Origin of the sequence: Caballeronia sp. (assembly GCF_028292365.1) — a bacterium.
Taxonomy (GTDB): Bacteria; Pseudomonadota; Gammaproteobacteria; order Burkholderiales; family Burkholderiaceae; genus Caballeronia.
The window spans coordinates 1-22,892 of record NZ_JAQGMM010000231.1; the positions used below are offsets into that span (position 1 = coordinate 1).

Genomic DNA, 22,892 nt, shown 5'->3' on the forward strand with positions numbered 1-22,892 from the left:
CCAGCGGATAGTCGACAATAAACGTCGGCTCCCACAATTGCGATTCAGCCGTTTCCTCGAACAACGCGAGTTGCAACGAGCCGACGCCCGCGTTCAAGAACTGCGGCTGCGACGCATCGACACCGAACTTCTTCAACTCAGTGCGCAGGAACGCGATATCGGCGAGTTGTTCGTTCGTGTATTGCGGCGCGTATTTCTGGATCGCTTCGCAGATTGTCAACCGATGGAACGGCTTCGACAAATCCAGTTCACGTCCTTGATACACAATGCTCGCGTTGCCACGCGCATCGACGGCCGCCTGACGGATCAGCGCTTCGGTGAAGTCCATCATCCACGTGTAATCCGTGTACGCGGCGTAGAACTCCATCATCGTGAACTCGGGGTTGTGTCGCGGCGACACCCCTTCGTTGCGGAAATTGCGATTGATTTCGAACACCCGTTCGAAGCCGCCGACCACCAGCCGCTTCAAATACAGTTCTGGCGCAATGCGCAGGAACATCTGCATGTCGAGCGCGTTGTGATGCGTGACGAACGGCTTCGCTGCGGCGCCGCCGGGAATCGGGTGCAGCATCGGCGTTTCCACTTCCATGAAATCCGCCTTCGCCATGAAACTGCGGATCGAGGCGAACGCCTTCGTGCGCGCAATAAACGTCTGACGCGTTTCCGGTGTCACGATCAGGTCGACGTAACGCTGGCGATAACGCATTTCCTGATCGGCGAGGCCGTGGAATTTATCGGGAAGAGGGCGCAGTGCTTTGGTCAGCAGGCGCAGTTCCGTGCATCGAACGGATAGTTCGCCCTTGTTCGTGCGGAACAAAACACCCTTCGTCGCGATGATGTCGCCCAGGTCCCACTTCTTGAACGCGTCGTAGACCTCTTGGCCGACGTCGGCGGGCGTGATGAAGAACTGGATCTGGCCGCTGCCGTCCTGCACCGTCGCAAAACTCGCCTTGCCCATCACGCGTTTCAACATCATCCGGCCCGCGACCGCGACTTGCAGCGGCTCGGCTTCGAGCGCTTCCTTGTCTTTATCGGCGTAATCGGATTGCAGTGCGGCGGCTTGGTACGTCGGGCGGAAATCGTTCGGATACGCAATTCCAAGCTCGCGCAGCGCACGGAGTTTGTCGCGACGCTCGGCGAGGATCTGGTTTTCTTCCAGTTCGGGGGCTGCGCCCGGCTGAGTCGGTTCGGTCATGATGTTTTTGGCTTTGAGTGCGATGAATGCGGCTTGATCGTGGGCCTGCTGCTGCGTCTGGGCTGTTTGCGTGCTGTTTGCATCAGGCCGCGTGAACTTGAGCGTTGAAACACAGCGTGTGAAACACAGGCTTCACGGATGGTCGCTAATTATTAGCTACTAGCGATGCAATGCTGCGATGCGCCGCCGCTATGTTGCTGCAATACGTTACTGAAATGGATTGCCGTGAACGAAGCGAAGCGAGACGGTTGGCGGTTGGCGGGAGTACGTGTTACCAAAGCCGCGCCGACCGATCGCCGTTTGCTCGAGTGTTGCTCGAATGTTGCTTATACGCCCTGTTTGAGACTAGCGCCGATGAAGTCGTCCAGGTCGCCATCCAGCACGGCTTTCGTGTTGCTGATTTCCACATTCGTGCGCAGGTCCTTGATGCGGCTGTTGTCGAGCACGTAGGACCGGATCTGGTGACCCCAGCCGACGTCGGTCTTGCTGTTTTCCAGGTTGTCTTTCTCAACCTGACGCTTACGCATTTCGAACTCGTACAGCTTCGCTTTCAGCATCTGCATGGCTTCGGCGCGGTTGCGGTGCTGCGAGCGGTCGTTCTGGCACTGCACGACAATTCCAGTGGGCGCATGAGTCAGGCGCACGGCCGAATCGGTCTTGTTAATGTGCTGTCCGCCCGCGCCTGACGCGCGATACGTGTCAGTGCGAATGTCGGCCGGATTGATATCGATTTCGATGGAGTCGTCGACTTCCGGATACACGAAGATCGATGAAAACGACGTATGGCGTCCGCCTGACGAGTCGAAGGGCGATTTGCGCACGAGGCGGTGAACGCCGGTTTCGGTGCGCAGGAAGCCGTAGGCGTATTCGCCTTCCACCTTGATGGTCGCGCTCTTGATACCGGCAACGTCGCCGTCGGATTCTTCGAGAACTTCGGTCTTGAAACCTTTGCGTTCGCAGTAGCGAAGGTACTGGCGCATCAGCATTGCCGCCCAGTCGCACGCTTCCGTGCCGCCAGCGCCGGCCTGGATATCGATGAAGCAGTTGTTCGGGTCAGCCGGGTTCGAGAACATCCGGCGGAACTCCATGTCTTCAACACGTTTTTCGAGCGCTGCCGCGTCCGCTTCGCATGAGACGAGCGTGTCTTCGTCGTTTTCTTCGCGGCCCATGTCGAAGAGGTCTTGTGTGTCGCGGAGATCGTTATCGAGGTTCGTGATGGTCGTGACGACGTTGTCCAGCAGCTTTTTCTCGCGGCCCAGGGCTTGGGCGTTTTTCGAGTCGTTCCAGACGTTCGGGTCTTCTAGTACCCGATTGACTTCTTCAAGACGCAAGGCCTTGTCGTCGTAGTCAAAGATACCCCCGGAGCTCGCCAGCGCGACGGCGCAGGTCGGCGAGGAGGTTCTCGATTGCGTTTAGACGTTCCGCTTCCATTTGATCGTTTTCAGGTTTTTTGGCTAAGAGGGAAATTATAGCTTAGCGAGCGGGACGTATTGGCTCGCGGTTAGGGGCGAGCGCCTCGGCCAGTCCGGCGTTTCTTCACCCGAGCGCGTGCTCGACAATCATCTGCACCCGCGCGACCCCATTCCAGGTATCGGAAACCAGCCGGTACGCCACGACGGTGCGCGCCGGCAGCGTTTCCGTGTGATTAAACCAGATGGCGTTGAACCGCTGCTGCCCGCGCCGCAATTGCAGCTTCAGATGCTTGTCCTTGACCAGCGCCTGCGACGCCACTTCGAACTCCCCGGAAAACACGGGCGCCGGAAAGCCTTGCCCCCACACCGCGCCATCGATCAACTCAACAAACTGCGGCGTGAAATAAGCGTCCTCGAGCTCTCCGTCGGTTTCCACCACTCGCGACAAGGCGTCCGACGTTAACCACTCGCGTCCGACGGCTTCAAACGCCGCGGTGAAGCGCGGAATATCGGCGGTAACAATCGTCATCCCCGCCGCCATCGCGTGGCCGCCAAATTTCACGATCATTCCGGGCTCGCGCTTGGAAATCAGATCGACGGCGTCGCGCAGATGAAATCCCGGAATCGAGCGCCCCGATCCCTTCGATAAAACGCCGCTGTCATCGGCATGGGCAAACGTGAACGACGGCCGGTGAAACTTCTCCTTCAGCCGCCCCGCGACAATTCCGATCACGCCCTGATGCCACGCCGGATTGAACAGCGTCAAAGTTGCGGAATCCGCCGGATCGATACTCGCCAATTCTTCAAGCGCCTGCTCTTGCATGCCGGCTTCGATTTCGCGCCGCTCGCGATTGATCGAATCCAGTTGCTGCGCCAGTTCCCATGCGCGACCGATGTCATCGGTGATCAGGCATTCAATCCCGAGTGACATATCCGATAAGCGTCCCGCCGCATTCAGCCGCGGCCCAAGCGCAAAACCGAGATCGAATCCCGATGCGGCGCGGGCGTCGCGTGCGGCCGCGCGAAACAGCGCCGCGATGCCCGGTTGCATCCGTCCCGCGCGGATCCGTTTCAGGCCCTGCGCGACCAGGATCCGGTTGTTCGGGTCGAGCTTCACGACGTCGGCGACGGTGCCGAGCGCGACCAGATCGAGCAAGCCGTCCAGACGCGGTTCAGGAACGTCGGTGGTGAAGGCATTGCGACGACGCAACTCGGCGCGCAGCGCGAGCAGCACGTAGAAAATCACCCCCACGCCCGCGATGCACTTGCTCTCAAACGTGCAGCCCGGCTGGTTCGGATTCACGATCGCTCGCGCAGGCGGCAGATCGTCGCCGGGTAGATGGTGATCGGTCACCAGCACGTCGATACCCAACGCATTCGCGGCCTCGACGCCATCCACGCTCGCAATGCCATTGTCCACGGTGATCAGCAGATCCGGTTTCCCGCCCGCGCGGCTCGCAGCCAGCGCGACGATTTCCGGCGTCAGGCCATAGCCGTATTCGAACCGGTTCGGCACCAGGTAATCGATCTGCGCGCCGAACATCCGCAAGCCGCGCACGGCAACGGCGCACGCGGTGGCGCCGTCGCAATCGTAGTCGGCGACGACCAGCATGCGGCGTTTCGCTGCCAGCGCATCGGCGAGAACGGCCGCGGCTTCATCGCAACCTTTCAGTCCGACGGGCGCGTGCAATTTCTTGAGCTCGGTCTCGATCTCCTCCGGCGAACACACGCCACGCGACGCGTACAAACGCGCAATGACAGGATGAACGCCATGCCGCACGAGAACGGCGGCATCGGCGGGAGAGGGCGCGCGGGTGACAATTCGGGTCATGCGGGCAGGCCGGTGATTATTCGTTTCATTCGATTCATTATTTGCGTCACTTAGTCACTTAGTCACTTCGTTCATTCGCGTCACTCATTCGATCAGCAGCGCCTCGATCGGACGCCGCCGCCAGAATTTGCGCAGCGCGCCGCGCGTGACGGTCAGCGACACAGAGCCCGTGTCGCTGCACAACGTGAGGCGCAACGTGCCGAGCGTACCGTTTTCGAGCGCGGCCAAGGCGGGCGCGAACCAGTCGCGCTCCAGCGTGCCGAGGGCTTCGTTCCAGCGCGCCCAGTCCTGTTCGATGAAGGGCGCGGAAAACGGATCGAGTTCGATAAGCGCGCGGCCATCGCTTGCGGTTGTTAAAGCCATGAAAGCGGCGAACGATGCCGGCGGCGCTTGTAGTGCGATATCGGCTGCCAGTGCGAGGCCGCGCGTGGCCGGCGCGTCCGACATCACCTGCGCGAACGGGCTCGTCACGCCGCGAAGCGCGCCTTGCGCGTGCAGCCAGATGGAGTTGATCGCGGGCAAGCCACGTGCTTCACGTGCTTCGTTAAGCGGATGTTCGAACCACGCCATCTGCACTTCGTTCTGCAGCTTCATCCACGCACGAGAGCGTTCGCCGGTGCCCGCTTCATGTGGCAACCAGATCTCGATATTGCGCCCGCTCGCCCGCAACGGCGACGCACCCGCCAGCGAACCGAGATTCGGTCCTGCGACGTACCAGCGTACCGGCCGTGGCGCCTGAATGGTCAATCCGAGGTCTTCTATCAGCGGCTTGGCGACATCGAATAACGTGCGGGCTTCGTGATCGTCGATACCAAGCGTTGCCGGATCGATCAGAACCAGGTGATCACGCGCGATCCGCACGTGCACCGGTTCGATGCATGCCCAGATGGTGTCGCCGGGCGTTCCGCCGTCGGCGAGCAACATATAGGGCGCGAGCGGTGCTTCATCGGCGGCTTGTCCGGGCGCCTCGTTCACCACGCCGAACTGCCGCGCGATCCAGCGCTCGTGCGGCAACGTGCGCTGGAAATCCTCGCCGATCACGCGCTCATTAAGCGTTGCGCGGGCGAGCAGCCGATCGAGCGCGGGGCGGTCCAGCTTGTGCAGCGCGGTGGCGGCGTCCGCAGCCGATGGCAGCGCGAACGGCAGGAGAAGGTGAAGGTCTGGGAGCTTGGACGTGGGCATGATGCTGCGCATTGTATGGCAAAGGACCCGGTGTTTTCCGGGGCTGCCGTTCGCGTCGTGTGCTTTGCGTTACGTATGCGTTATGTGTCCATCACGTATGCGTCAGGTATGAGCAAGCGGCATAGGTAATTCCCGGATAGCTGCCGGATACGAAAAGTTGAGCTTGGACCGCATCAAAGCTGAGGCGCGGCGGGAGCGGCGGGAGTGGCGGGAGTGGCGGAGGTGCGAGTGTTGCACGCCGGCACCGGTTCCATCGCTCGCGGACAAGATTCGCTAACCCATCTCCGAAGGCCTTGCCTCAAAGCTTTGCCCCACGGCTTTCCGACGACATCCGAAGCCAGGGGGCAGCACATGCCCGGCTTGATGCGTCACGTGCGGCATCACGCACGCGACAACTCACGCGGTTCAACCTTTCGATCGATTTCACTGCGCGTTGGCAATGTTTTCAGGTCATACATGGCTTGGAGATTTAGCCAGAACTCGGGCGTAGAGTCGAAATAGCGTGCAAGGCGATAGGCTGTGTCCGCCGTGATGCCGCGCCGTTCCTTCACGATCTCATGCATACGTGTAGCCGGCACATTAAGCGCCAGCGCCAGTGCGTTCACGCTCATTTCGAGCGGAACCAGATAATCTTCCCGCAAGATCTCGCCCGGATGAACCGGACGCATGCCGTTCTTGGACATGTGCTTTCCTATTCAGTGATAGTCAATGATTTCGACGTCGACAGGACCCTTCGTCGTCCATTTGAAACAAACGCGCCACTGGCCGTTTATCCGGACGCTGAGCTGACCGCGCCGGTCACCGGCAAGGGATTCGAGCCGGTTGCCGGGCGGCGACTTCAGATCACGTATTTCCACCGCAGCATCCAGCGCTGAAAGTCTTCTGATCGCGACATCAGCGATTGCCCGAAACCGCTTCGGTGTTCCGCCTTCATAAAGTGCTTGAGTGTCCTTGCATCGGAACGTCTGTATCATTATGTTCATCGTATAACGTTTTACGTAATACGTCAATAGTTATGACCATAAGCCGTCGCGACGGCAGAGGCTGAGTTTTTGAGGGGATATTGCCGTGTGGGTGAGTGAGGCGAGTATGAACTGCGGCATGGGCGTGGGAAGTCGTCCGAATGGCCAGCATGGTGGCTCGCGCCATGGTTTTTCGCTCTGCCGAGTCGTCCGGGCTAAAGGTTCGGCTAAGAATTGTGTGGCAAACTTCGCGCTTGATCGCAGACGGATCGGTGCGTCCCGCTCGCGCCAGATCGATGCGGTAAGGAATGAGAAGGTGTTGTCATGGCAACGCCTCGATGGGCAGGAACAGGTTGGAAAAAGGCGCCAAGTCGCAAGGTTCAGGCGCGCCGCATGTGCGATGTAAAGATCGAAGAACGTTAGAACGCTGAAAAGGAATCGCTTGAAACTTCCCTACGAATGGCAGATCGGCTGGCGCTATACCCGCGCCGGCAAACGCACCACCGGCAACGGTTTCATCTCGTTTATCGCGCTGGTATCGATGGCTGGTATCGCCCTTGGCGTCGCGGCGCTGATCGTGGTGCTCTCGGTAATGAACGGGTTCCAGAAAGAGGTTCGCGACCGCATGTTGTCCGTGCTCGCGCACGTCGAAGTATTCTCGCCGACCGGGTCCATGCCCAACTGGCAACTGACCGCGCAGGAAGCGCGCAAGAATCCGGAAGTGATCGGCGCGGCGCCCTACGTGGACGCACAGGCGCTGCTTACGCGGCAAGGCGCGGTCAGCGGCGTGGCGTTACGGGGTGTTGAGCCATCGCTGGAACCGCAGGTTTCGGATATCGGCAAGGAGATGCGGGGCGGCAAGCTCACCGATCTCGTGCCGGGCAGCTTCGGCATTGTGCTGGGCGCAGATCTGGCGACCAATCTGGGTGTGACCACAGGCGACAAGATCACGCTGGTCGCGCCCGAAGGCACGATCACGCCGGCGGGCATGTTGCCGCGGCTCAAGCAGTTCACCGTGGTCGGCGTGTTTGAGTCGGGGCACTACGAGTACGACTCCACGCTGGCGCTGATTTCGATCGCCGACGCCCAGGCGCTGTTCCGACTGCCGGCGCCCACGGGAGTTCGCCTGAAGCTGAAGGACATGCAGCGCGCGCCGGAAGTCGCACGCCAACTGTCGCGAACGCTCACCGGCGACCTCTATATCCGCGACTGGACGCAGCAAAACAAGACCTGGTTCTCGGCCGTACAGATTGAAAAACGCATGATGTTTATCATCTTGACGCTGATTATTGCGGTGGCGGCGTTCAACCTGGTGTCGTCGCTGGTGATGACGGTGACCGACAAACAAGCGGACATTGCCATCCTTCGGACGCTTGGCGCGCAACCCGGCTCGATCATGAAGATCTTCGTGATCCAGGGTGTGACGATCGGCTTTATCGGGACGGCGCTCGGCGTGTCGCTGGGGTGCCTTATCGCGTGGAGCATTCCGTGGCTTGTGCCCATGATCGAGCATCTGCTGGGCGTGCAGTTCCTGCCGCCATCGGTGTATTTCATCAGCGAATTGCCGTCCGAACTCGTCCCCGCCGACGTCGCGCGGATCGGCCTTATCGCATTCGTGTTGTCATCGCTCGCGACGCTCTATCCGAGCTGGCGCGGTGCGAAGGTTCGCCCGGCGGAGGCACTGCGTTATGAGTGATAACAACAGCAACATCGTGCTCGAAGCATCGGCGATTTCAAAGACGTTCGTGCAGGGCGGCTTCAACGTGCAAGTGCTCGACAACGCAGAATTGCAGGTCCGGCGCGGCGAGAAACTGGCGATCGTCGGCGCATCCGGGTCGGGTAAAAGCACGCTGCTGCACGTGCTTGGCGGTCTCGATGAACCCAGCGCCGGCAAGGTTTCATTGCTGGGCAAACCGTTTACCGCATTGCGCGAACGCGAACGCAACGAGTTGCGCAATCGTGCGCTCGGTTTCGTGTATCAGTTTCATCATTTGCTGGCGGAATTCAGCGCGCTCGATAACGTTGCGATGCCGCTGCGCATTCGCCGCATGAGCGAAACGGACGCGCGCAAAGAGGCCATGGCCGTGCTCGATCGCGTAGGGATTGGCCATCGGGCCAAACATCGGCCGGGCGAGTTGTCGGGTGGCGAGCGTCAGCGCGTGGCGATTGCACGCGCGCTGGTCACGCGCCCGGCATGCGTGCTCGCCGATGAGCCGACCGGCAACCTCGACGGCGCCACTGCGGACACGGTGTTCAATTTGATGCTGGAGTTGTCGCAGACGTTCGAGACAAGCTTCGTAATCGTTACGCACGATCCCGATCTCGCCGCGCGCTGCGACCGCATCATGCGCTTGCGTGACGGCGTGTTGTTCGAGGAGCCGGTCGTCCCCGTTTAAATGCTGGAGGCGTTGCATGTGGATCGACACGCATTGCCATCTCGATGCATCCGAATTCGATGCCGACCGCGATGACGTCGCGGCATCGGCGTTGAAAGAGGGCGTCTCGCGGATCGTGATTCCGGGCGTGGAACGCCAGAATTTCGACCGCGTGCGTGCGCTTGCGCATCGCATTGAAGGCGGTGCTTACGCGCTCGGCATTCACCCGTTGTTCACGCCGCGGGCGCAAGACGACGATCTCCGCGCGCTGCGCGAGCAAATTGCCGCGAGCATGGACGATCCGCGGTTTGTGGGTATCGGCGAGATCGGGCTGGACTATTTCGTCCCCGGTCTCGACGACGCGCGCCAGACTTTCTTCTATTACGAGCAGCTCAAGCTCGCACGCGAATTCGATTTGCCAGTGATCTGCCATGTGCGCAAATCGCAGGACAAAGTGCTCAAGGGCCTGCGGGTGTGCTCCGTCAAACTCGGTATCGCGCATGCGTTCAACGGCAGTTTTCAGCAGGCCGAAGCGTTTATCGCGCACGGCATGCGGCTCGGTTTTGGCGGTAATCTGACCTTCGAGCGCGCTCGCCAGATTCGACGTCTCGCTGCAGAGTTGCCGCTGGACGCGATCGTGCTCGAAACCGATGCGCCCGATATCGCGCCTTCATGGCTCTACAAGCACCGCAACGCGCCGGATCAGGTCCCTGGCATTGCGCGGGTGCTTGCAGAATTGCGCGGTATTGACGAAGCGACGCTTTCTCTAGGCACAACGGCTAACGCGCTCGCCGCGCTGCCGCGGCTCGGCCTTATCTCCGCATAATCAGGTCCTCGTATTCGTTCGATTGCAGGCATTGAAGGGCAGTTCTCTCCTTCGATGCGTCTGCGCTCGCGTCGAGTTTTTGAGGAGCGGGCGTGCGGGGTATCTTGATTGGCTTTGCGCTGGGAATCGCGTGTTTGCAGCAGCAAGCTGTGTTGCCCGGCGCCCTTATTCTGTGGGCGCTTTTGCTCCTGCTCGCGCTTGCCTGCGCGCTCGCGGTTTGTTTCCTGCGGTTTCGCGCGGCATTGCTGATTGCGGCTGCATTGATTATTGGCTTCGGTTACGCCGCCTGGCGCGCAGACACGCGATTGCAACGCGTCTTGCCCGTTGCGTTCGAGAATCGCAACATCGAGTTGACTGGATTCGTGCGCGGATTGCCATTGCAAGGCGCGGACAGCACACGGTTCCTGTTTGAAGTCGAATCGAACGAAGCTGCGTTGCCAAATTTCCCGCGGGTCGTACAACTATCGTGGCTAGCCTTGGACGGATCAAAACGCGGTCCTGCCGCCGCACCGCCGCCTGCTCTTTGGGCTGGTCAACGATGGACGCTGGTCGCGCGATTAAAACGCCCACATGGCAATGCCAATTTTCGTGGTCGCGATGCTGAAGTGGCGCTGCTCGCCCGTAACATTCGTGCGACCGGTTACGTGTCCATGCCGGGCGCGGCTCGACGTTTGCCTGCCGATGCACATGGCTTCGCGCTCACTATCGATCGTTGGCGAGCGCGGTTGCGCGAGCGGGTTTTAAAGGCACTCGACGGCGCTCCTCATCGGGGAATTGTCGTGGCGTTGGCAACAGGCGCCCAGGACATGGTCAGCGACACCGACTGGACCTTGCTGCGCGCAACCGGCACCAGTCATCTGGTCGCAATTTCCGGGTTGCATATTGGTTTTGTCGCGGGGCTCGCGGCGCTGTTGAGTGGTGGGTTATGGCGCCGCCTGCGTTGGCGTGGGTTGCCCGCGCCGCTAATCGTATCGGCGCAAAAAGCGGCGGCAGCCGGTGCGGCGGTGTTTGCGGCCTTCTACGCGGCGCTCGCCGGATTCAACGTCCCCGCGCAACGATCGATGTGGATGCTGTGCTTCATCGCGCTCGCTGTGTTGAGCGGCCGCCGGCCGGCGTCTTCGCTGGTGCTCGCGTGGGCGCTGGCGTTGGTGCTGCTTGCCGATCCGTGGGCGGTGACGGCGGCGGGATTCTGGTTGTCGTTCTGTGCTGTGGCCGCCATCCTGTTCGCGATCGCATCGCGCGGGCGCCAGGCGTCGGTCGGATTCGCGGAGGAGTTCGCGGCGCCTCAGGCAGACGAGGACCGTTCGTCGGAGGAATTCGGTGATCAAGGCGATGAAGGCGATGCTCAACCACTCCGCCACATTCGCGATCGGCTTGGCGACGTGATCGGGCGAGTCCGCGTTCGCTTGCCGGCATGGTTCAGACCTACAGCACGGCGGATCGGCCGCGGGATTGCATCGAGTGCGCGTGTGCAATATGCAATCACGCTCGGACTCGCGCCACTCACCGCGTACTGGTTTTTCCAGATTCCACTGCTGGGGCCACTTGCCAATGCGTTCGCGATTCCCTGGATCAGCTTTCTTGTTACGCCGACCGTCCTTGCGGCCGTCTTGCTGCCCGCGCCGCTTGACGTATTTGCGTACCGCGCGGCGCACAGCTTGTTAGTCCCGATGTTCAACGTGCTTGCCCACTTGTCCGGACCCGCATGGACGCTCTGGCGGCTGCCGCAGCCGGATCGTTTTGCGCTTATAGCAGCGGCCTTCGGCGTGATGTGGGCGCTCGCTCCGCGCGGCTGGCCGCTGCGGTTCGCGGCTCCACTCACCTGGTTGCCGCTCGCGCTTCCTGTCTCTCATGCGCCTCCGAACGGCACGTTTCGCTTGACGGCGCTCGACATTGGCCAGGGATCTTCTATCGTGATCGAAACCACGCATCACACCTTGCTCTTCGATGCAGGTCCGGGCCCCGAATCCACGCACGCGGGCGAGCGGCTTGTCGTGCCATATCTATTCGCGCACGGCCTCTCAACTCTCGATACGCTGATGATCAGCCACTCGGATTCCGATCACTCGGGCGGTGCGCCCGCGGTGCTGGAGAGCATGCAGGTCCGGCAATTCCTGGCGTCACTGCGACCGCGCGAACCGTTGTGGAAGACGGCGCAGGATCACGGCAGCGTTTTGTTGCGCTGCGTCGCCGGGCAGCGCTGGCAGTGGGACGGCGTGGTGTTCGACGTGCTGTGGCCACCGGCCGGACCTTTTGCGCCCAAGCCGAACGCCACGTCATGCGTGCTGAAAGTGACAAGCGCGGCGGGGCGCTCGGCGCTGCTCGTCGCCGACATTGAAGCCGACGTCGAGCGCCAGCTATTGCAACTCGGGCGACTCGGGCGACATGACCCTGCCTGGCTCCAGGCCGACATACTGATCGTGCCGCATCACGGCAGCAAGACGTCGTCTACCGAGCCTTTCCTCGACGCCGTGAGGCCGCGCGTCGCGGTATTTCAGGTAGGCTACCGCAACCGTTTTAATCATCCACATCCGACCGTTTTCGAGCGGTATCGCCTACGCAATATCGAGTTATCGCGCAGCGACGAAGACGGTGCGGCGCGTATGGAAGTGTCGGCGGACGTGTCCATCGAACGTTTCAGGCAGACTCACGCGCGTTACTGGATGGGACGGTGAATCGACCGTAAAAAATGAGACGCTGGATAGAGCGTTGTAAAAAGAGAGGGCACGCCGCTTGAAAGACATCCTGCATTTTTCGCACGCGAACGGGTTTCCTGCATCGACATATCGGACGATTTTCGCCGAACTCGCCGACGATTACGAAATTCGCGCGGTCGAACGTTTTGGTCACGATCCGCGTTTCCCGGTGACGCGCGACTGGCCGCATCTGGTAGATCAACTGCTCGAAGACATTGACGCCAGGCGTCCAGCCGACGTGAAAGTGTGGCTGGTCGGGCATTCGCTGGGCGGCTATCTTTCTTTGATGGCGGCGCTCAAGCGGCCGCATTGGGTAAAAGGCGTCGTGATGCTGGATTCGCCGGTGATCGCTGGCTGGCGCAGCAGTTTTCTGCGTTTGTCGCAATGGACCGGGCTCGACACGCGGCTTTCGCCTGCCGCGGCCACTAAAAATCGGCGCACGCACTGGCCGAGCAGGGAAGACGCATGGCGTCACTTTCATGCGAAAACCGCGTTCGCCCGCTGGGACGAGCGGATGCTGTCGGATTACATCGATTTCGCGATTCCGGCGGACGCGGGTAACGGAGGTAACGGAACTGGCACGGGAAGCGGCGTCGGCGGTATCAATGAAGCTGCCGGTATCCACCGCCAACGCAAGCTTGCTTTTGATCGCGAGGTGGAATTTCGCATCTACAAGACGTTGCCGCGTACGCTGGGTGCGCGGGTCGCGCATGGCGTGCCGGTGCCGGTCGGGTTTATTGCGGGAACGCATTCGAAGGAAGTCCGTCACGTTGGGCTGGATATGACGCAGCGTATTGTGGGCGGCCATTTGGAATGGATCGAGGGCAGTCATCTGTTCCCAATGGAACACCCGGTGGAAACAGCCCGCGCATTGCAGCGCACGCTTAACGGACTGCGGGCGTAGTGCATAGGACGGCATACCACGGCAAAGCACCATCCAAACCACATTCACGCCGCCGATAAACGCGCGATTAAAACCGGCAATCAAAACCCGCCGCTCGCGCTAAATCGGGTCCCCGCCGCTCTGGGTTATGGGGCGCCTTTCGGGTATAATCCGTTTTTCCCGCGAGCACCTAGCGATGACCAAATATGTATTCGTCACCGGCGGCGTAGTGTCTTCCCTCGGCAAGGGTATTGCCGCCGCTTCCCTCGCAGCGATCCTCGAATCGCGCGGTCTGAAAGTCACCCTCTTAAAGCTCGATCCCTACATCAACGTCGACCCCGGCACGATGAGCCCGTTTCAGCACGGGGAAGTGTTCGTGACGGAAGACGGTGCGGAAACGGACCTCGACTTAGGCCATTACGAGCGCTTCATCAGCACGAAGATGCGCAAGGCCAATAACTTCACGACCGGTCAGATCTACGAGTCGGTGATCCGCAAGGAACGCCGGGGCGAATATCTCGGCAAGACAGTTCAGGTCATTCCGCATATCACCAACGAAATCCAGGCGTTCCTGCAGCGCGGCGCGGCTGCGGCCACGTGCGGCGAGCCTGATGTGGCAATCGTGGAAATCGGCGGAACGGTGGGTGACATCGAATCGCTGCCGTTCCTCGAAGCCGCGCGCCAGATGAGCCTGCGACTCGGCCGCAACAGCGCGTGTTTCGTGCACCTGACGCTGGTGCCTTATATCGCGACGGCCGGCGAACTCAAGACGAAGCCCACACAGCATAGCGTGCAGAAACTGCGCGAAATCGGCATCTCGCCGCACGTGCTGCTGTGCCGCGCAGACCGCCCGATTCCCGGCGACGAACGCGCGAAGATCTCGCTGTTCTCCAATGTGCCTGAAGACGCGGTCATTTCGGTGTGGGACGTGGACAGCATCTACAAGATTCCGCAGATGCTGCACGACCAGGGTCTCGACAATATCATTTGCGAAGAGCTCAAGCTCACGGCGAAACCCGCTGACCTCAGCATGTGGGCCGGCCTCGTCAAGAAACTTGAGAACCCGCAGAACGAAGTCACCATTGGCATGGTCGGCAAGTATGTGGAACTGACCGAATCGTACAAGTCGCTGATCGAGGCGCTCAAGCATGCGTCCATTCATACGTCGACGAAGGTCAACATCGAGTACATCGATTCCGAGCAGATCGAAACGGACGGCGTAGCCGGTCTGAAGCATCTTGACGCCGTGCTCGTGCCGGGTGGTTTTGGCGCGCGTGGAACGGAAGGCAAGATCAAGGCGATCAAATACGCGCGTGAATCGAAGACACCGTACCTCGGCATTTGCCTCGGCATGCAACTGGCGGTGATCGAATTTGCCCGCGACGTTGCCGGCCTGACCGATGCGAACAGCACGGAATTCGATTCATCGACGACCAATCCGGTTGTTGCGCTCATTACCGAATGGTATGACCGCGCAGGCCGCGTTGAAAAGCGCACGGAAGAGTCGGATCTGGGCGGCACGATGCGCCTGGGTTCACAGAAATGTCCGATCAAGCCGGGCACCATGGCCGCACGCATCTACGGTACCGATGTGAACGAGCGCCATCGGCATCGCTATGAAGTGAACAACCGCTTCGTGCCGCAACTCGAGGCGGGCGGGCTGGTGATCAGTGCACGCACGCCGAGCGAAGATCTGCCGGAAATGATGGAGTTGCCGGAAGCCATGCACCCGTGGTTCGTCGGCGTGCAGTTCCATCCGGAATTCACGTCGTCACCGCGCAATGGCCATCCGCTGTTCAAGGAATTTGTCGAGGCAGCGCGCGCGCATCATCTGGCGCTGAAGGCGAACGGTGCGGTGAGCGCTGCTGCTGAACCTGCACCCGCGCCGGCCGTGGCCGTTTCCGTCGGAGCGCAAGCATGAAGCTGTGTGATTTCGAAGTGGGTCTCGACCAGCCGTTTTTCCTGATCGCGGGCACGTGCGTGGTTGAATCGGAGCAAATGACGATCGACGTCGCCGGCCGCCTCAAGGAAATTTGCGCGAAAGTGGGCGTGCCGTTCATTTACAAATCGTCGTACGACAAAGCCAATCGCAGTTCCGGCAAGTCGTTCCGCGGTCTTGGCATGGACGAAGGCTTGCGGATTCTGGGCGAAGTGAAAAAACAGCTCGGCCTGCCGGTTCTCACCGATGTTCATTCGGAGCATGAGATCGAGGCGGTTGCATCGGTCGTGGACGTGCTGCAAACGCCCGCGTTCCTGTGCCGCCAGACTGACTTCATCCACGCGTGCGCGCGTTCAGGGAAGCCGGTCAACATCAAGAAGGGCCAGTTTCTCGCGCCGCACGACATGAAGAACGTCATCGACAAAGCCCGCGACGCTGCCCGCGAAGCCGGCTTATCGGACGATCGTTTCATGGCGTGCGAACGTGGTGTTTCGTTTGGTTATAACAATCTGGTTTCCGACATGCGCTCGCTCGCGATCATGCGGGAAACCAATGCGCCCGTCGTCTTCGACGCCACGCATTCTGTCCAGTTGCCGGGCGGGCAGGGCACGAGTTCAGGTGGCCAGCGCGAGTTCGTGCCGGTGCTGGCACGCGCTGCCATCGCAGCAGGCGTTGCGGGCGTGTTCATGGAGACGCATCCGGACCCGGCGAACGCGAGATCCGACGGGCCGAACGCCGTACCGCTGCACAGAATGGAAGCACTGCTGGAGACACTCGTCGCGTTGGATCGGGCCGTTAAGCGCGGGCCGTTCCTCGAGAACGATTTCAGTTAAAGACGCTGCGGGCGCCTCGTGTATTCAAGCGCGGGCGCTCGCTTAAGCATCAACATCCGCAACGTACCGGTGGGGAGTGTTATGAAGAAGGTTACGTCTTCATGAACGCGAGCCATACTGACCCCGATAAATTCACCCCGTATCAGCCGTGATCAATGAAGGCGATTGAAGCATACGGTGGTAAGTTTCTGGTGCGTGGAGGTCGGAGCGAGGCGTTTGATGGATTAATGCGCCCACCCTCGGTCGTGCTCGAATTCGTTGACACCATTCGTTGACGAAGAGACGGCCACAAAATGGGATCACTCCGCTCAATACGAAGCGGCGCGCCACGTGCGAACGGGCGCAGGAGAATTGAACATGATGGTCGTAGAAGGCCTCTGAAGCCAGGCGTGCGCGTACTGGCGAGATGTTAAACACCGACCTGCTGTCTGACCTGATTCACCGTCATTTCTTGAGGAAACCATGAGTGCTATCGTAGATATCATCGGTCGCGAGATTCTCGACTCGCGAGGCAATCCCACCGTCGAATGTGACGTCCTGCTGGAGTCGGGCACGATGGGCCGCGCTGCGGTGCCGTCGGGCGCATCGACCGGATCGCGCGAAGCGATCGAATTGCGCGACGGCGAAGCCGGACGCTACGGCGGCAAGGGCGTGCTGAAGGCAGTCGAACACATCAATACCGAAATCTCCGAAGCCATCATGGGCCTCGATGCATCGGAACAAGCCTTCCTCGACAAAACCCTGCTCGAACTCGACGGCACCGACAACAAGTCGCGCCTCGGCGCAAACGCCATGCTGGCTGTCTCCATGGCGGTTGCGAAGGCCGCAGCAGAAGAAGCCGGCTTGCCGCTGTACCGCTACTTCGGTGGCTCGGGCGCCATGCAATTGCCCGTTCCCATGATGAACATCGTGAACGGCGGCGCGCATGCGAACAACAGCCTGGACATCCAGGAATTCATGATTGTCCCGGTCAGCCAGCCGACGTTCCGCGAAGCACTGCGTTGCGGGGCCGAAGTGTTCCACGCGCTGAAGAAGATCCTGAGCGATCGCGGCATGAGCACGGCGGTAGGTGACGAAGGCGGTTTCGCACCGAACTTCGGCAGCAACGACGAGTGCCTGTCGACCATCGTCCAGGCAATCGAGAAGGCCGGCTACCGTGCGGGCGAAGATGTTTTGCTTGCCCTGGACTGCGCGGCAAGCGAGTTCTACCACGACGGCAAATATCAGCTGGCAGGTGAGGGTTTGCAGTTGTCGTCGGCGGAATTCACGGATTATCTCGCTACGCTCGCCGATAAATTCCCGATCGTATCGATCGAAGACGGCATGCACGAAAGCGACTGGGACGGCTGGAAGATTCTCACCGACAAACTCGGCAAGAAGATCCAGCTCGTGGGCGACGACCTGTTCGTGACGAACACGCGCATCCTGAAGGAAGGTATCGACAAGGGTATCGCCAATTCGATCCTGATCAAGATCAACCAGATCGGCACGTTGACGGAAACCTTTGCAGCTATCGAAATGGCGAAGCGCGCGGGTTACACTGCGGTCATCTCGCATCGTTCGGGTGAAACGGAAGATTCGACGATTGCGGATATTGCGGTTGGTTTGAATGCTGGCCAGATCAAGACGGGTTCGTTGTCGCGTAGCGACCGGATCTCGAAGTACAACCAGCTGCTGCGTATTGAAGAAGATCTCGGCGATATCGCGAGTTATCCGGGTAAGTCGGCGTTCTATAATCTGCGCTAAAGGCAGGGCCGGATTTGGACGTTAGTCTGGACGGCCGATGATTTATTCAGTCCGCTGCCTCGTGTTCTCCTGAATCCGGGGCAGCGCCAAATTTAGTTGAAGTGTTAGCGTTTTCTCGCCTCTTAAATGCGGATTGTCACCTTTGTTCTGATCCTGCTGCTGGCGATGATCCAGTATCCACTGTGGTGGGGACACGGCGGTTGGTTGCGTGTCCATGAACTGCAGCAGCAACTCGTCAACCAGACAAAGAAAAACGCCGACCTGAAACTGCGCAATGAACGCGTGCAGGGTGAAGTGGCGGACTTGCAGAACGGTACATCGGCCGTTGAAGAACGCGCGCGTTACGAAATGGGCATGATGAAGGACAGCGAGGTCTTCGTGCAGTTCGTCTCGCCGAATTCGCCGGCGCCTGCTAACTCGGTGAACGCGCAATCGAGTGCGTCCACGCGCGGGCAAGTGTCCGCCGCGCCGTTGCGTGTAGTCCCTAATCCGGTGTCGCGTTCGAAGGAAGAGCGCCGGGCGTTCGAGCGGCAAGCGACGAAGGACAAGATGGACGCGGCGAAGAAGAAGCCGGCGGGCTAGCGGGTAGCGCGTCAATCGAAGCAACGGATGTAAAAAAGCTGTTTCAACGCGAGTTGAAACAGCTTTTTTCTTGGGGTATTTCTGCGCCGCCGCTAGCCGGGTGCGCCCAAGGTGCTACCAATAATATCCGGGGTATCCATAGCCGAAACCGGTTCCCCATCGGTTACCCCAGCCGCCGCTCGAATATCCGCCGTACACCGTGACGGGCGTGCGATAGTACTGCGAATAAGCCTGGGCGGCTGCTTCAGCGGCCATTGCCTGCTGCTGCTCGGCCAGCACTTGCCGATCGATCTGGTTATAACGCTGCTGTTCAGCCGGTGAAAGCGGCTGCGGAGCCTGGTTCTGCGCAGCCGGCAAGCGGCTGTAAATGGGTGAGGGCCCCGGCGGATCCATCATGCAGCCGCCGAGCGCGAGCAGCGTCGCGCCGGACAACGCTACAGTCAGTTTCGTCAATACACATCCGAACGGTTTCATTTCGACCTCCAGCGGGCCGGACACTAGGCGGAAACGGATCATGCCACGCCGCAGCACCGGAACATCGATCCTGCGACGTCTTGTTACAGAGGCAGCAAGACGGCGCGAATTTGGTTCCGCAACTCAGTGCCGCAACTCAATGCCGTTGATCGGGAGCCGGGCTCACACCTAGTGAGATTTCAGCGGCCACAAAAAGTTGCGCCACATCCACCGGGTCGAACTCGTAGCGCTGGTTGCAGAACTCGCAGTGCACTTCCACGCTGCCGCGTTCTTCGACCACGCTGTCCACTTCGCTACGGCCCAGCATCTTGAGCATCCCGCCTACTTTCTCGCGCGAACAGGTGCATTCGAAACGCGCTTGCGCCGGCTCGAAATGCTGCACGTTTTCCTGCCAGAAGAGCCGCTTGAACACCACTTCCGGTTCTTCCTTCAGCAACTCTTCGTTCGACAACGTGCCGCCGAGATGGCATACGCGTTGCCAAGTGTCGGCGTCGTGTTCGCCCGGATGCGGAACGATACCGCCATCGCCGGGGAGCTTTTGCAGCAGCATGCCCACGGCGCGCTCGGTGTTCGCGGCAAGCCACATGCGCGTGTCGAGCTGCTCTGAGTGATGCATGTAGTGTTCAAGCACTTCCGCCATCGATGCCAGCGGCCCATGCTCACCGCTCAACGGCACGATCCCTTGATAAGCCTGCTGCCCGGGCTTCTTGTCGCGCGGATCGAGCGTGATCACGCAGCGGCCCTGGCCGTTGCGGTTGAGCAGGTCGGGGAGCGTCATGTCATCCGTGATTGGCACGGGCGCTTCGCTCGCGCCTTCAATGGATTCAGCCAGCTTGGCGGTTGCCCGCAGCGACAAGTCCGAATTGCACTGCACAACAAGCATGGTCACCGGCCCGTCGCCGTAGATCTGCATGATGAGCGTGCCGTCGAACTTGAGATTCGCCGACAGCAGGGCGCACGCAGCCATCATTTCGCCGAGCACGTTTTGGACGGGCGTGGGGTACGAGCGGCGCGTGAGCACCTCCTGCCAGGTGTCGCGCAGCGAGACAATTTCGCCGCGCACTGGCGCCGCGTTAAACATGAATTTTTGAAGCTGGTCGTTAACCACGCTTGGGTCCTTTGATCGACGGCGTATGCGTGTCGACCGGCGTTCAGCCGATCCGCACGAGTTGCGCCTTGTAAAATTCGCGACGGTCCGCGTAACCACGCGTCCCGGCCTGCATCTGGGCAATATCTGCTTCCGTGAGCTCGCGCACGGCTTTCGCGGGTGCGCCGAGGATCAGGGTATTGTCGGGAAAGGTCTTTCCTTCCGTCACCACAGCGCCCGCGCCAACCAGGCAGTTGCGGCCGATTACCGCGCCATTCAAGACCACGGCCTGAATTCCGATCAGCGCACCTTCCTTGATCGTGCAGCCGTGCAGCATGGCTTGATGGCCAATGGTCACGTTGGCTTCAATCGTCAGCGGAAAGCCCGGGTCGGTATGGAGCACCGCGCCTTCCTGGATATTGCTGCCTTTCCCGAGCACGATGGGCTCGTTGTCGCCGCGCAGCGCGGCGCCGAACCAGACGCTCGAGTTTTCTTCCAGCGTCACACGGCCGATGATGGTCGCCGTATCAGCGACAAAGACGCTTTCGTGGATAGTCGGGGCGGCATCGCCGAGCTTATAGATTGCCACTTTGTCTCCTGTGAGGGCTCGACGCGAGCCATGAGCGTGGATTGGCGGACGGACCTGGAGGCGCGGGTGTGACCGGTACAATTGGATAAAAATGGGTTGAAATCGGGTGAAATTTTCAATCTCAAGCAATTCCAGGCCGGTATTGCCGATGCTATAGACTGCGGCCCTGGCGCGCCTCAAGCCAAAAATCTTCCGCAGAAAGTGCTATTTTAGCCGGTTGCGCCAATGCGACGTGCGGCCGGGCTTTCATGGCCCTGATCGACGGATTCTGAGTCGGGCATTTTTCAAAACCGGGGTTTCTGAATCGGCCCTTCGGACGGCGGTGCGCCCAGCGGTGCTGCCGATCAGCCGCTACCGCCTAAAAGCGCCGCACAAGCACCCAAAAGCACCCAAAAGCACTCGCAATCATGTCCGAACAGCTCGATTATTTTGCGTCCACCAGTGTCCGGCCAACTGCGCTAGCGTTGCTCAGGGAGCGCGATCCCGCTACCAAGGCGAGCGCTGCCCAGCGGTTCTACGAGCGCTTGTTGTCTGGCGAAACCACGCTCGACACCACTGCCCACATTCCCGATCCACTCGATCTGCCTGGCCGGCCAACAGCGCCGGAACTGGTCGCGCCATCATCGCTGAAACGCCGGAGCATGCAGTCGGACGCGGGGCGTGCCGTGCTGCTGCACGCGCTGGCGCATATCGAATTCAACGCGATCAACCTGGCGCTCGATGCCGTCTGGCGTTTTCCTTCAATGCCGGACGCGTTTTATCGCGACTGGTTCAAGGTTGCCGCCGAGGAGTCGCGTCACTTTTCGTTGCTGAGCGCGCGCCTGGCGGAGTTCGGTCATCAATACGGCGATTTTCCCGCGCACGACGGCTTGTGGGAAATGGCCGAGCGCACGCGCGGCGACGTGCTTGCCCGCATGGCGCTCGTACCGCGCACGCTGGAGGCACGCGGGCTGGACGCTGCGCCACCGATTCGCCGGCGCCTCGCTCAAGCGGGCGACCACGCATCGGCGGCCATTCTCGACGTGATTCTCCTCGATGAAATCGGCCACGTGCTGATCGGCAATCACTGGTTCCGGCACCTGTGCAGTGAGTCCGGCACCGATCCGCATAGCACCTACGCGCAACTTGCCGAGCAATATCACGCTCCCAAACTTCGTGGCCCGTTCAACTTCGAGGCGCGCCGCGATGCCGGTTTCGACGAAGCCGAGTTGCGCGCACTCGCGGGTCTGGACGACATCGATTCCAAGCAAATTTCCCCGACTCCCCCATGACCACTCTGAAAACGCCCGTCTCCGAATTCGTCACCACACGTGGCACGCGGCTGCACGTGCGCAGATGGGGATCGCCCGACGCGCCCGCTCTGTTCATGCTCCATGGCTGGATGGATATCTCGGCATCGTTTCAATTTGTCGTCGATGCCCTCGCGAGCGACTGGCAGGTGATCGCGCCCGATGCGCGCGGGTTTGGGCTGTCGGACTGGCCGGTGGCGAAGGGAAACAGTGGCCATTACTGGTTCCAGGACTATTTGGCGGATCTGGATGCGCTGCTCGACCACTACGACAACATCGCGCCTGCGTCGCTGCGTGGGGAGCCGGTGAACCTGGTGGGCCACAGCATGGGCGCGAACGTTGTTTGCCTGTACGCGGGCGTGCGGCCGGAGCGCGTGCGGCGGGTGGTCGATCTCGAGGGATTTGGCATGGCAGCTGCCCGAGCGGAACGTTCGCCCGCGCGGCTCGGGCAATGGCTGGACGATTTGCGCGCGCCGCCAACGCTTAACACGTACGCCACGCTCGATGACGTCGCCCAGCGGCTGATCCGCACGAATTCGCGCCTGCCACTGGCGAAAGCACGCTTCCTGGCTCAGCACTGGGCCAGGCCCGACGATGCTACCGGCCGTTACCATTTGCTCGCCGATCCCGCGCACAAAATGCGCGGGCCGTTGCTGTACCGGCTCGACGAGGTGATGGCAGTCTGGTCGAAGGTGCGGGCGAAAGTCCTGCACGTCGAGGCGCTCGCTTCTCCGACCCTCGCGATGATCGCCGGCGATGTTCCAATCAATGAATTCAAACAGCGTTTCAACGCGTTCAGCGATTGGCGTGAGGAGATCGTCGATAACGCCGGCCATATGCTTCATCACGATCAGCCGGAGCGGGTGGCGGCGCTGATCGAGACGTTCTGCGCTTGAGGCCCGCCAGTGTCGAAACGTGTAATCGAACGATCGGTCAAGCGCTAGAACCCAATTGACGCGTTGCAGTAGAATGGTTGCTAATTACCAGAGCT

The 22,892-nt window shown here is 60.6% G+C and carries 22 protein-coding genes; 13 read left to right on the forward strand and 9 right to left on the reverse strand.

The window, feature by feature from the left end:
* The 6 genes from lysS to JWR14_RS14160 all read right to left on the reverse strand — a co-directional run.
* Positions 1–1,195, reverse strand: a 1,195-nt coding sequence (gene lysS / locus JWR14_RS14135) for a lysine--tRNA ligase (RefSeq protein ID WP_299707669.1), incomplete at its 3' end; no start/stop codon positions are given.
* A 326-nt stretch (positions 1,196–1,521) separates the two neighbouring features.
* Positions 1,522–2,626 (reverse strand): peptide chain release factor 2 gene (prfB, locus tag JWR14_RS14140; protein ID WP_299707672.1). Its coding sequence is split into 2 segments (ribosomal slippage): positions 1,522–2,544 and positions 2,546–2,626, totalling 1,104 coding nucleotides; the frame shifts between segments, so codons are not numbered across the junction.
* A gap of 105 nt (positions 2,627–2,731) precedes the next feature.
* Positions 2,732–4,438 carry a single-stranded-DNA-specific exonuclease RecJ gene (gene recJ, locus JWR14_RS14145; RefSeq protein WP_299707674.1) on the reverse strand — a complete coding sequence of 569 codons (1,707 nt, stop codon included), beginning with the start codon at positions 4,436–4,438 and terminating at the stop codon, positions 2,732–2,734.
* Between the two features lie 84 nt (positions 4,439–4,522).
* The gene (locus JWR14_RS14150; protein WP_299707676.1) at positions 4,523–5,632 is read right to left on the reverse strand and encodes a regulator; all 1,110 of its coding nucleotides are present in this window, start codon (positions 5,630–5,632) and stop codon (positions 4,523–4,525) included.
* Positions 5,633–6,000: 368 nt separating this feature from the next.
* Positions 6,001–6,303 (reverse strand): HigA family addiction module antitoxin, encoded by a 303-nt coding sequence (locus JWR14_RS14155; RefSeq protein ID WP_299707678.1) that lies wholly within the window; start codon positions 6,301–6,303, stop codon positions 6,001–6,003.
* A gap of 12 nt (positions 6,304–6,315) precedes the next feature.
* Positions 6,316–6,603: a type II toxin-antitoxin system RelE/ParE family toxin gene (locus tag JWR14_RS14160; RefSeq protein ID WP_299707680.1), complete on the reverse strand. Its 288-nt coding sequence runs from the start codon at positions 6,601–6,603 to the stop codon at positions 6,316–6,318.
* 421 nt (positions 6,604–7,024) lie between these two features.
* Between JWR14_RS14160 and JWR14_RS14165 the strand changes: the two genes are divergently transcribed.
* The 11 genes from JWR14_RS14165 (at position 7,025) to ftsB (ending at position 18,462) form a co-directional block, all read left to right on the forward strand.
* Positions 7,025–8,278 (forward strand): lipoprotein-releasing ABC transporter permease subunit, encoded by a 1,254-nt coding sequence (locus tag JWR14_RS14165; protein WP_299707682.1) that lies wholly within the window; start codon positions 7,025–7,027, stop codon positions 8,276–8,278.
* Entirely contained in the window at positions 8,271–8,978 is a 708-nt protein-coding gene (gene lolD / locus JWR14_RS14170) for a lipoprotein-releasing ABC transporter ATP-binding protein LolD (RefSeq protein WP_299707684.1), read from the forward strand. The genes JWR14_RS14165 and lolD overlap by 8 nt, the downstream gene beginning before the upstream one ends.
* A 16-nt stretch (positions 8,979–8,994) precedes the next feature.
* Positions 8,995–9,783, forward strand: a complete 789-nt coding sequence (locus tag JWR14_RS14175; protein WP_299707686.1) for a TatD family hydrolase — start codon at positions 8,995–8,997, stop codon at positions 9,781–9,783.
* A 92-nt stretch (positions 9,784–9,875) separates the two neighbouring features.
* Positions 9,876–12,458, forward strand: a complete 2,583-nt coding sequence (locus JWR14_RS14180; RefSeq protein WP_299707688.1) for a DNA internalization-related competence protein ComEC/Rec2 — start codon at positions 9,876–9,878, stop codon at positions 12,456–12,458.
* A 58-nt stretch (positions 12,459–12,516) separates the two neighbouring features.
* Positions 12,517–13,383: an alpha/beta hydrolase gene (locus JWR14_RS14185; RefSeq protein ID WP_299707690.1), complete on the forward strand. Its 867-nt coding sequence runs from the start codon at positions 12,517–12,519 to the stop codon at positions 13,381–13,383.
* Between the two features lie 175 nt (positions 13,384–13,558).
* On the forward strand, positions 13,559–15,283 hold the full coding sequence (locus tag JWR14_RS14190) for a CTP synthase (protein WP_299707692.1): 1,725 nt from the start codon (positions 13,559–13,561) through the stop codon (positions 15,281–15,283).
* Positions 15,280–16,134 (forward strand): 3-deoxy-8-phosphooctulonate synthase, encoded by an 855-nt coding sequence (gene kdsA / locus JWR14_RS14195; RefSeq protein ID WP_299707694.1) that lies wholly within the window; start codon positions 15,280–15,282, stop codon positions 16,132–16,134. The genes JWR14_RS14190 and kdsA overlap by 4 nt, the downstream gene beginning before the upstream one ends.
* 155 nt (positions 16,135–16,289) lie before the next feature.
* Positions 16,290–16,409 (forward strand): DUF1330 domain-containing protein, encoded by a 120-nt coding sequence (locus JWR14_RS38540; protein WP_366144537.1) that lies wholly within the window; start codon positions 16,290–16,292, stop codon positions 16,407–16,409.
* On the forward strand, positions 16,393–16,515 hold the full coding sequence (locus tag JWR14_RS38545) for a DUF1330 domain-containing protein (protein WP_366144538.1): 123 nt from the start codon (positions 16,393–16,395) through the stop codon (positions 16,513–16,515). Before JWR14_RS38540 ends, JWR14_RS38545 begins: the two co-directional genes overlap by 17 nt.
* Positions 16,516–16,596: 81 nt before the next feature.
* Positions 16,597–17,880, forward strand: coding sequence for a phosphopyruvate hydratase (gene eno / locus JWR14_RS14200; RefSeq protein ID WP_097262069.1), 1,284 nt, complete (start codon positions 16,597–16,599; stop codon positions 17,878–17,880).
* Between the two features lie 126 nt (positions 17,881–18,006).
* Positions 18,007–18,462 (forward strand): cell division protein FtsB, encoded by a 456-nt coding sequence (gene ftsB, locus JWR14_RS14205; RefSeq protein WP_299707698.1) that lies wholly within the window; start codon positions 18,007–18,009, stop codon positions 18,460–18,462.
* 114 nt (positions 18,463–18,576) lie between these two features.
* Here ftsB and JWR14_RS14210 read toward each other — a convergent pair whose 3' ends face one another.
* The 3 genes from JWR14_RS14210 to JWR14_RS14220 all read right to left on the reverse strand — a co-directional run bounded on the left by JWR14_RS14210 (position 18,577) and on the right by JWR14_RS14220 (position 20,612).
* On the reverse strand, positions 18,577–18,936 hold the full coding sequence (locus JWR14_RS14210) for a hypothetical protein (protein ID WP_299707700.1): 360 nt from the start codon (positions 18,934–18,936) through the stop codon (positions 18,577–18,579).
* A 136-nt stretch (positions 18,937–19,072) separates the two neighbouring features.
* Complete coding sequence (gene hslO, locus JWR14_RS14215; protein WP_299707702.1) at positions 19,073–20,044, reverse strand: Hsp33 family molecular chaperone HslO; 972 nt, start codon at positions 20,042–20,044, stop codon at positions 19,073–19,075.
* Between the two features lie 43 nt (positions 20,045–20,087).
* On the reverse strand, positions 20,088–20,612 hold the full coding sequence (locus tag JWR14_RS14220; protein ID WP_299707704.1) for a gamma carbonic anhydrase family protein: 525 nt from the start codon (positions 20,610–20,612) through the stop codon (positions 20,088–20,090).
* A gap of 407 nt (positions 20,613–21,019) precedes the next feature.
* Between JWR14_RS14220 and JWR14_RS14225 the strand changes: the two genes are divergently transcribed.
* A complete protein-coding gene (locus JWR14_RS14225) occupies positions 21,020–21,883 on the forward strand; it encodes a ferritin-like domain-containing protein (protein ID WP_299707706.1) in 864 nt (287 codons plus the stop codon).
* Complete coding sequence (locus tag JWR14_RS14230) at positions 21,880–22,797, forward strand: alpha/beta hydrolase (RefSeq protein ID WP_299707708.1); 918 nt, start codon at positions 21,880–21,882, stop codon at positions 22,795–22,797. Before JWR14_RS14225 ends, JWR14_RS14230 begins: the two co-directional genes overlap by 4 nt.
* Positions 22,798–22,892: the final 95 nt, after the last annotated feature.

What these genes read in the sequence shown, in the direction of transcription:
- eno (WP_097262069.1), top strand. Translation starts at nt 16,597, where the DNA reads ATGAGTGCTATCGTAGATATCATCGGTCGCGAGATTCTCGACTCGCGA.
- JWR14_RS14175 (WP_299707686.1), top strand. Translation starts at nt 8,995, where the DNA reads ATGTGGATCGACACGCATTGCCATCTCGATGCATCCGAATTCGATGCC.
- JWR14_RS14150 (WP_299707676.1), bottom strand. Translation starts at nt 5,632, where the DNA reads ATGCGCAGCATCATGCCCACGTCCAAGCTCCCAGACCTTCACCTTCTC.
- JWR14_RS14230 (WP_299707708.1), top strand. Translation starts at nt 21,880, where the DNA reads ATGACCACTCTGAAAACGCCCGTCTCCGAATTCGTCACCACACGTGGC.
- recJ (WP_299707674.1), bottom strand. Translation starts at nt 4,438, where the DNA reads ATGACCCGAATTGTCACCCGCGCGCCCTCTCCCGCCGATGCCGCCGTT.
- JWR14_RS14160 (WP_299707680.1), bottom strand. Translation starts at nt 6,603, where the DNA reads ATGAACATAATGATACAGACGTTCCGATGCAAGGACACTCAAGCACTT.
- JWR14_RS14225 (WP_299707706.1), top strand. Translation starts at nt 21,020, where the DNA reads ATGTCCGAACAGCTCGATTATTTTGCGTCCACCAGTGTCCGGCCAACT.
- JWR14_RS14190 (WP_299707692.1), top strand. Translation starts at nt 13,559, where the DNA reads ATGACCAAATATGTATTCGTCACCGGCGGCGTAGTGTCTTCCCTCGGC.
- lolD (WP_299707684.1), top strand. Translation starts at nt 8,271, where the DNA reads ATGAGTGATAACAACAGCAACATCGTGCTCGAAGCATCGGCGATTTCA.
- JWR14_RS38540 (WP_366144537.1), top strand. Translation starts at nt 16,290, where the DNA reads ATGAAGGCGATTGAAGCATACGGTGGTAAGTTTCTGGTGCGTGGAGGT.
- JWR14_RS14210 (WP_299707700.1), bottom strand. Translation starts at nt 18,936, where the DNA reads ATGAAACCGTTCGGATGTGTATTGACGAAACTGACTGTAGCGTTGTCC.
- ftsB (WP_299707698.1), top strand. Translation starts at nt 18,007, where the DNA reads ATGCGGATTGTCACCTTTGTTCTGATCCTGCTGCTGGCGATGATCCAG.
- kdsA (WP_299707694.1), top strand. Translation starts at nt 15,280, where the DNA reads ATGAAGCTGTGTGATTTCGAAGTGGGTCTCGACCAGCCGTTTTTCCTG.
- JWR14_RS14155 (WP_299707678.1), bottom strand. Translation starts at nt 6,303, where the DNA reads ATGTCCAAGAACGGCATGCGTCCGGTTCATCCGGGCGAGATCTTGCGG.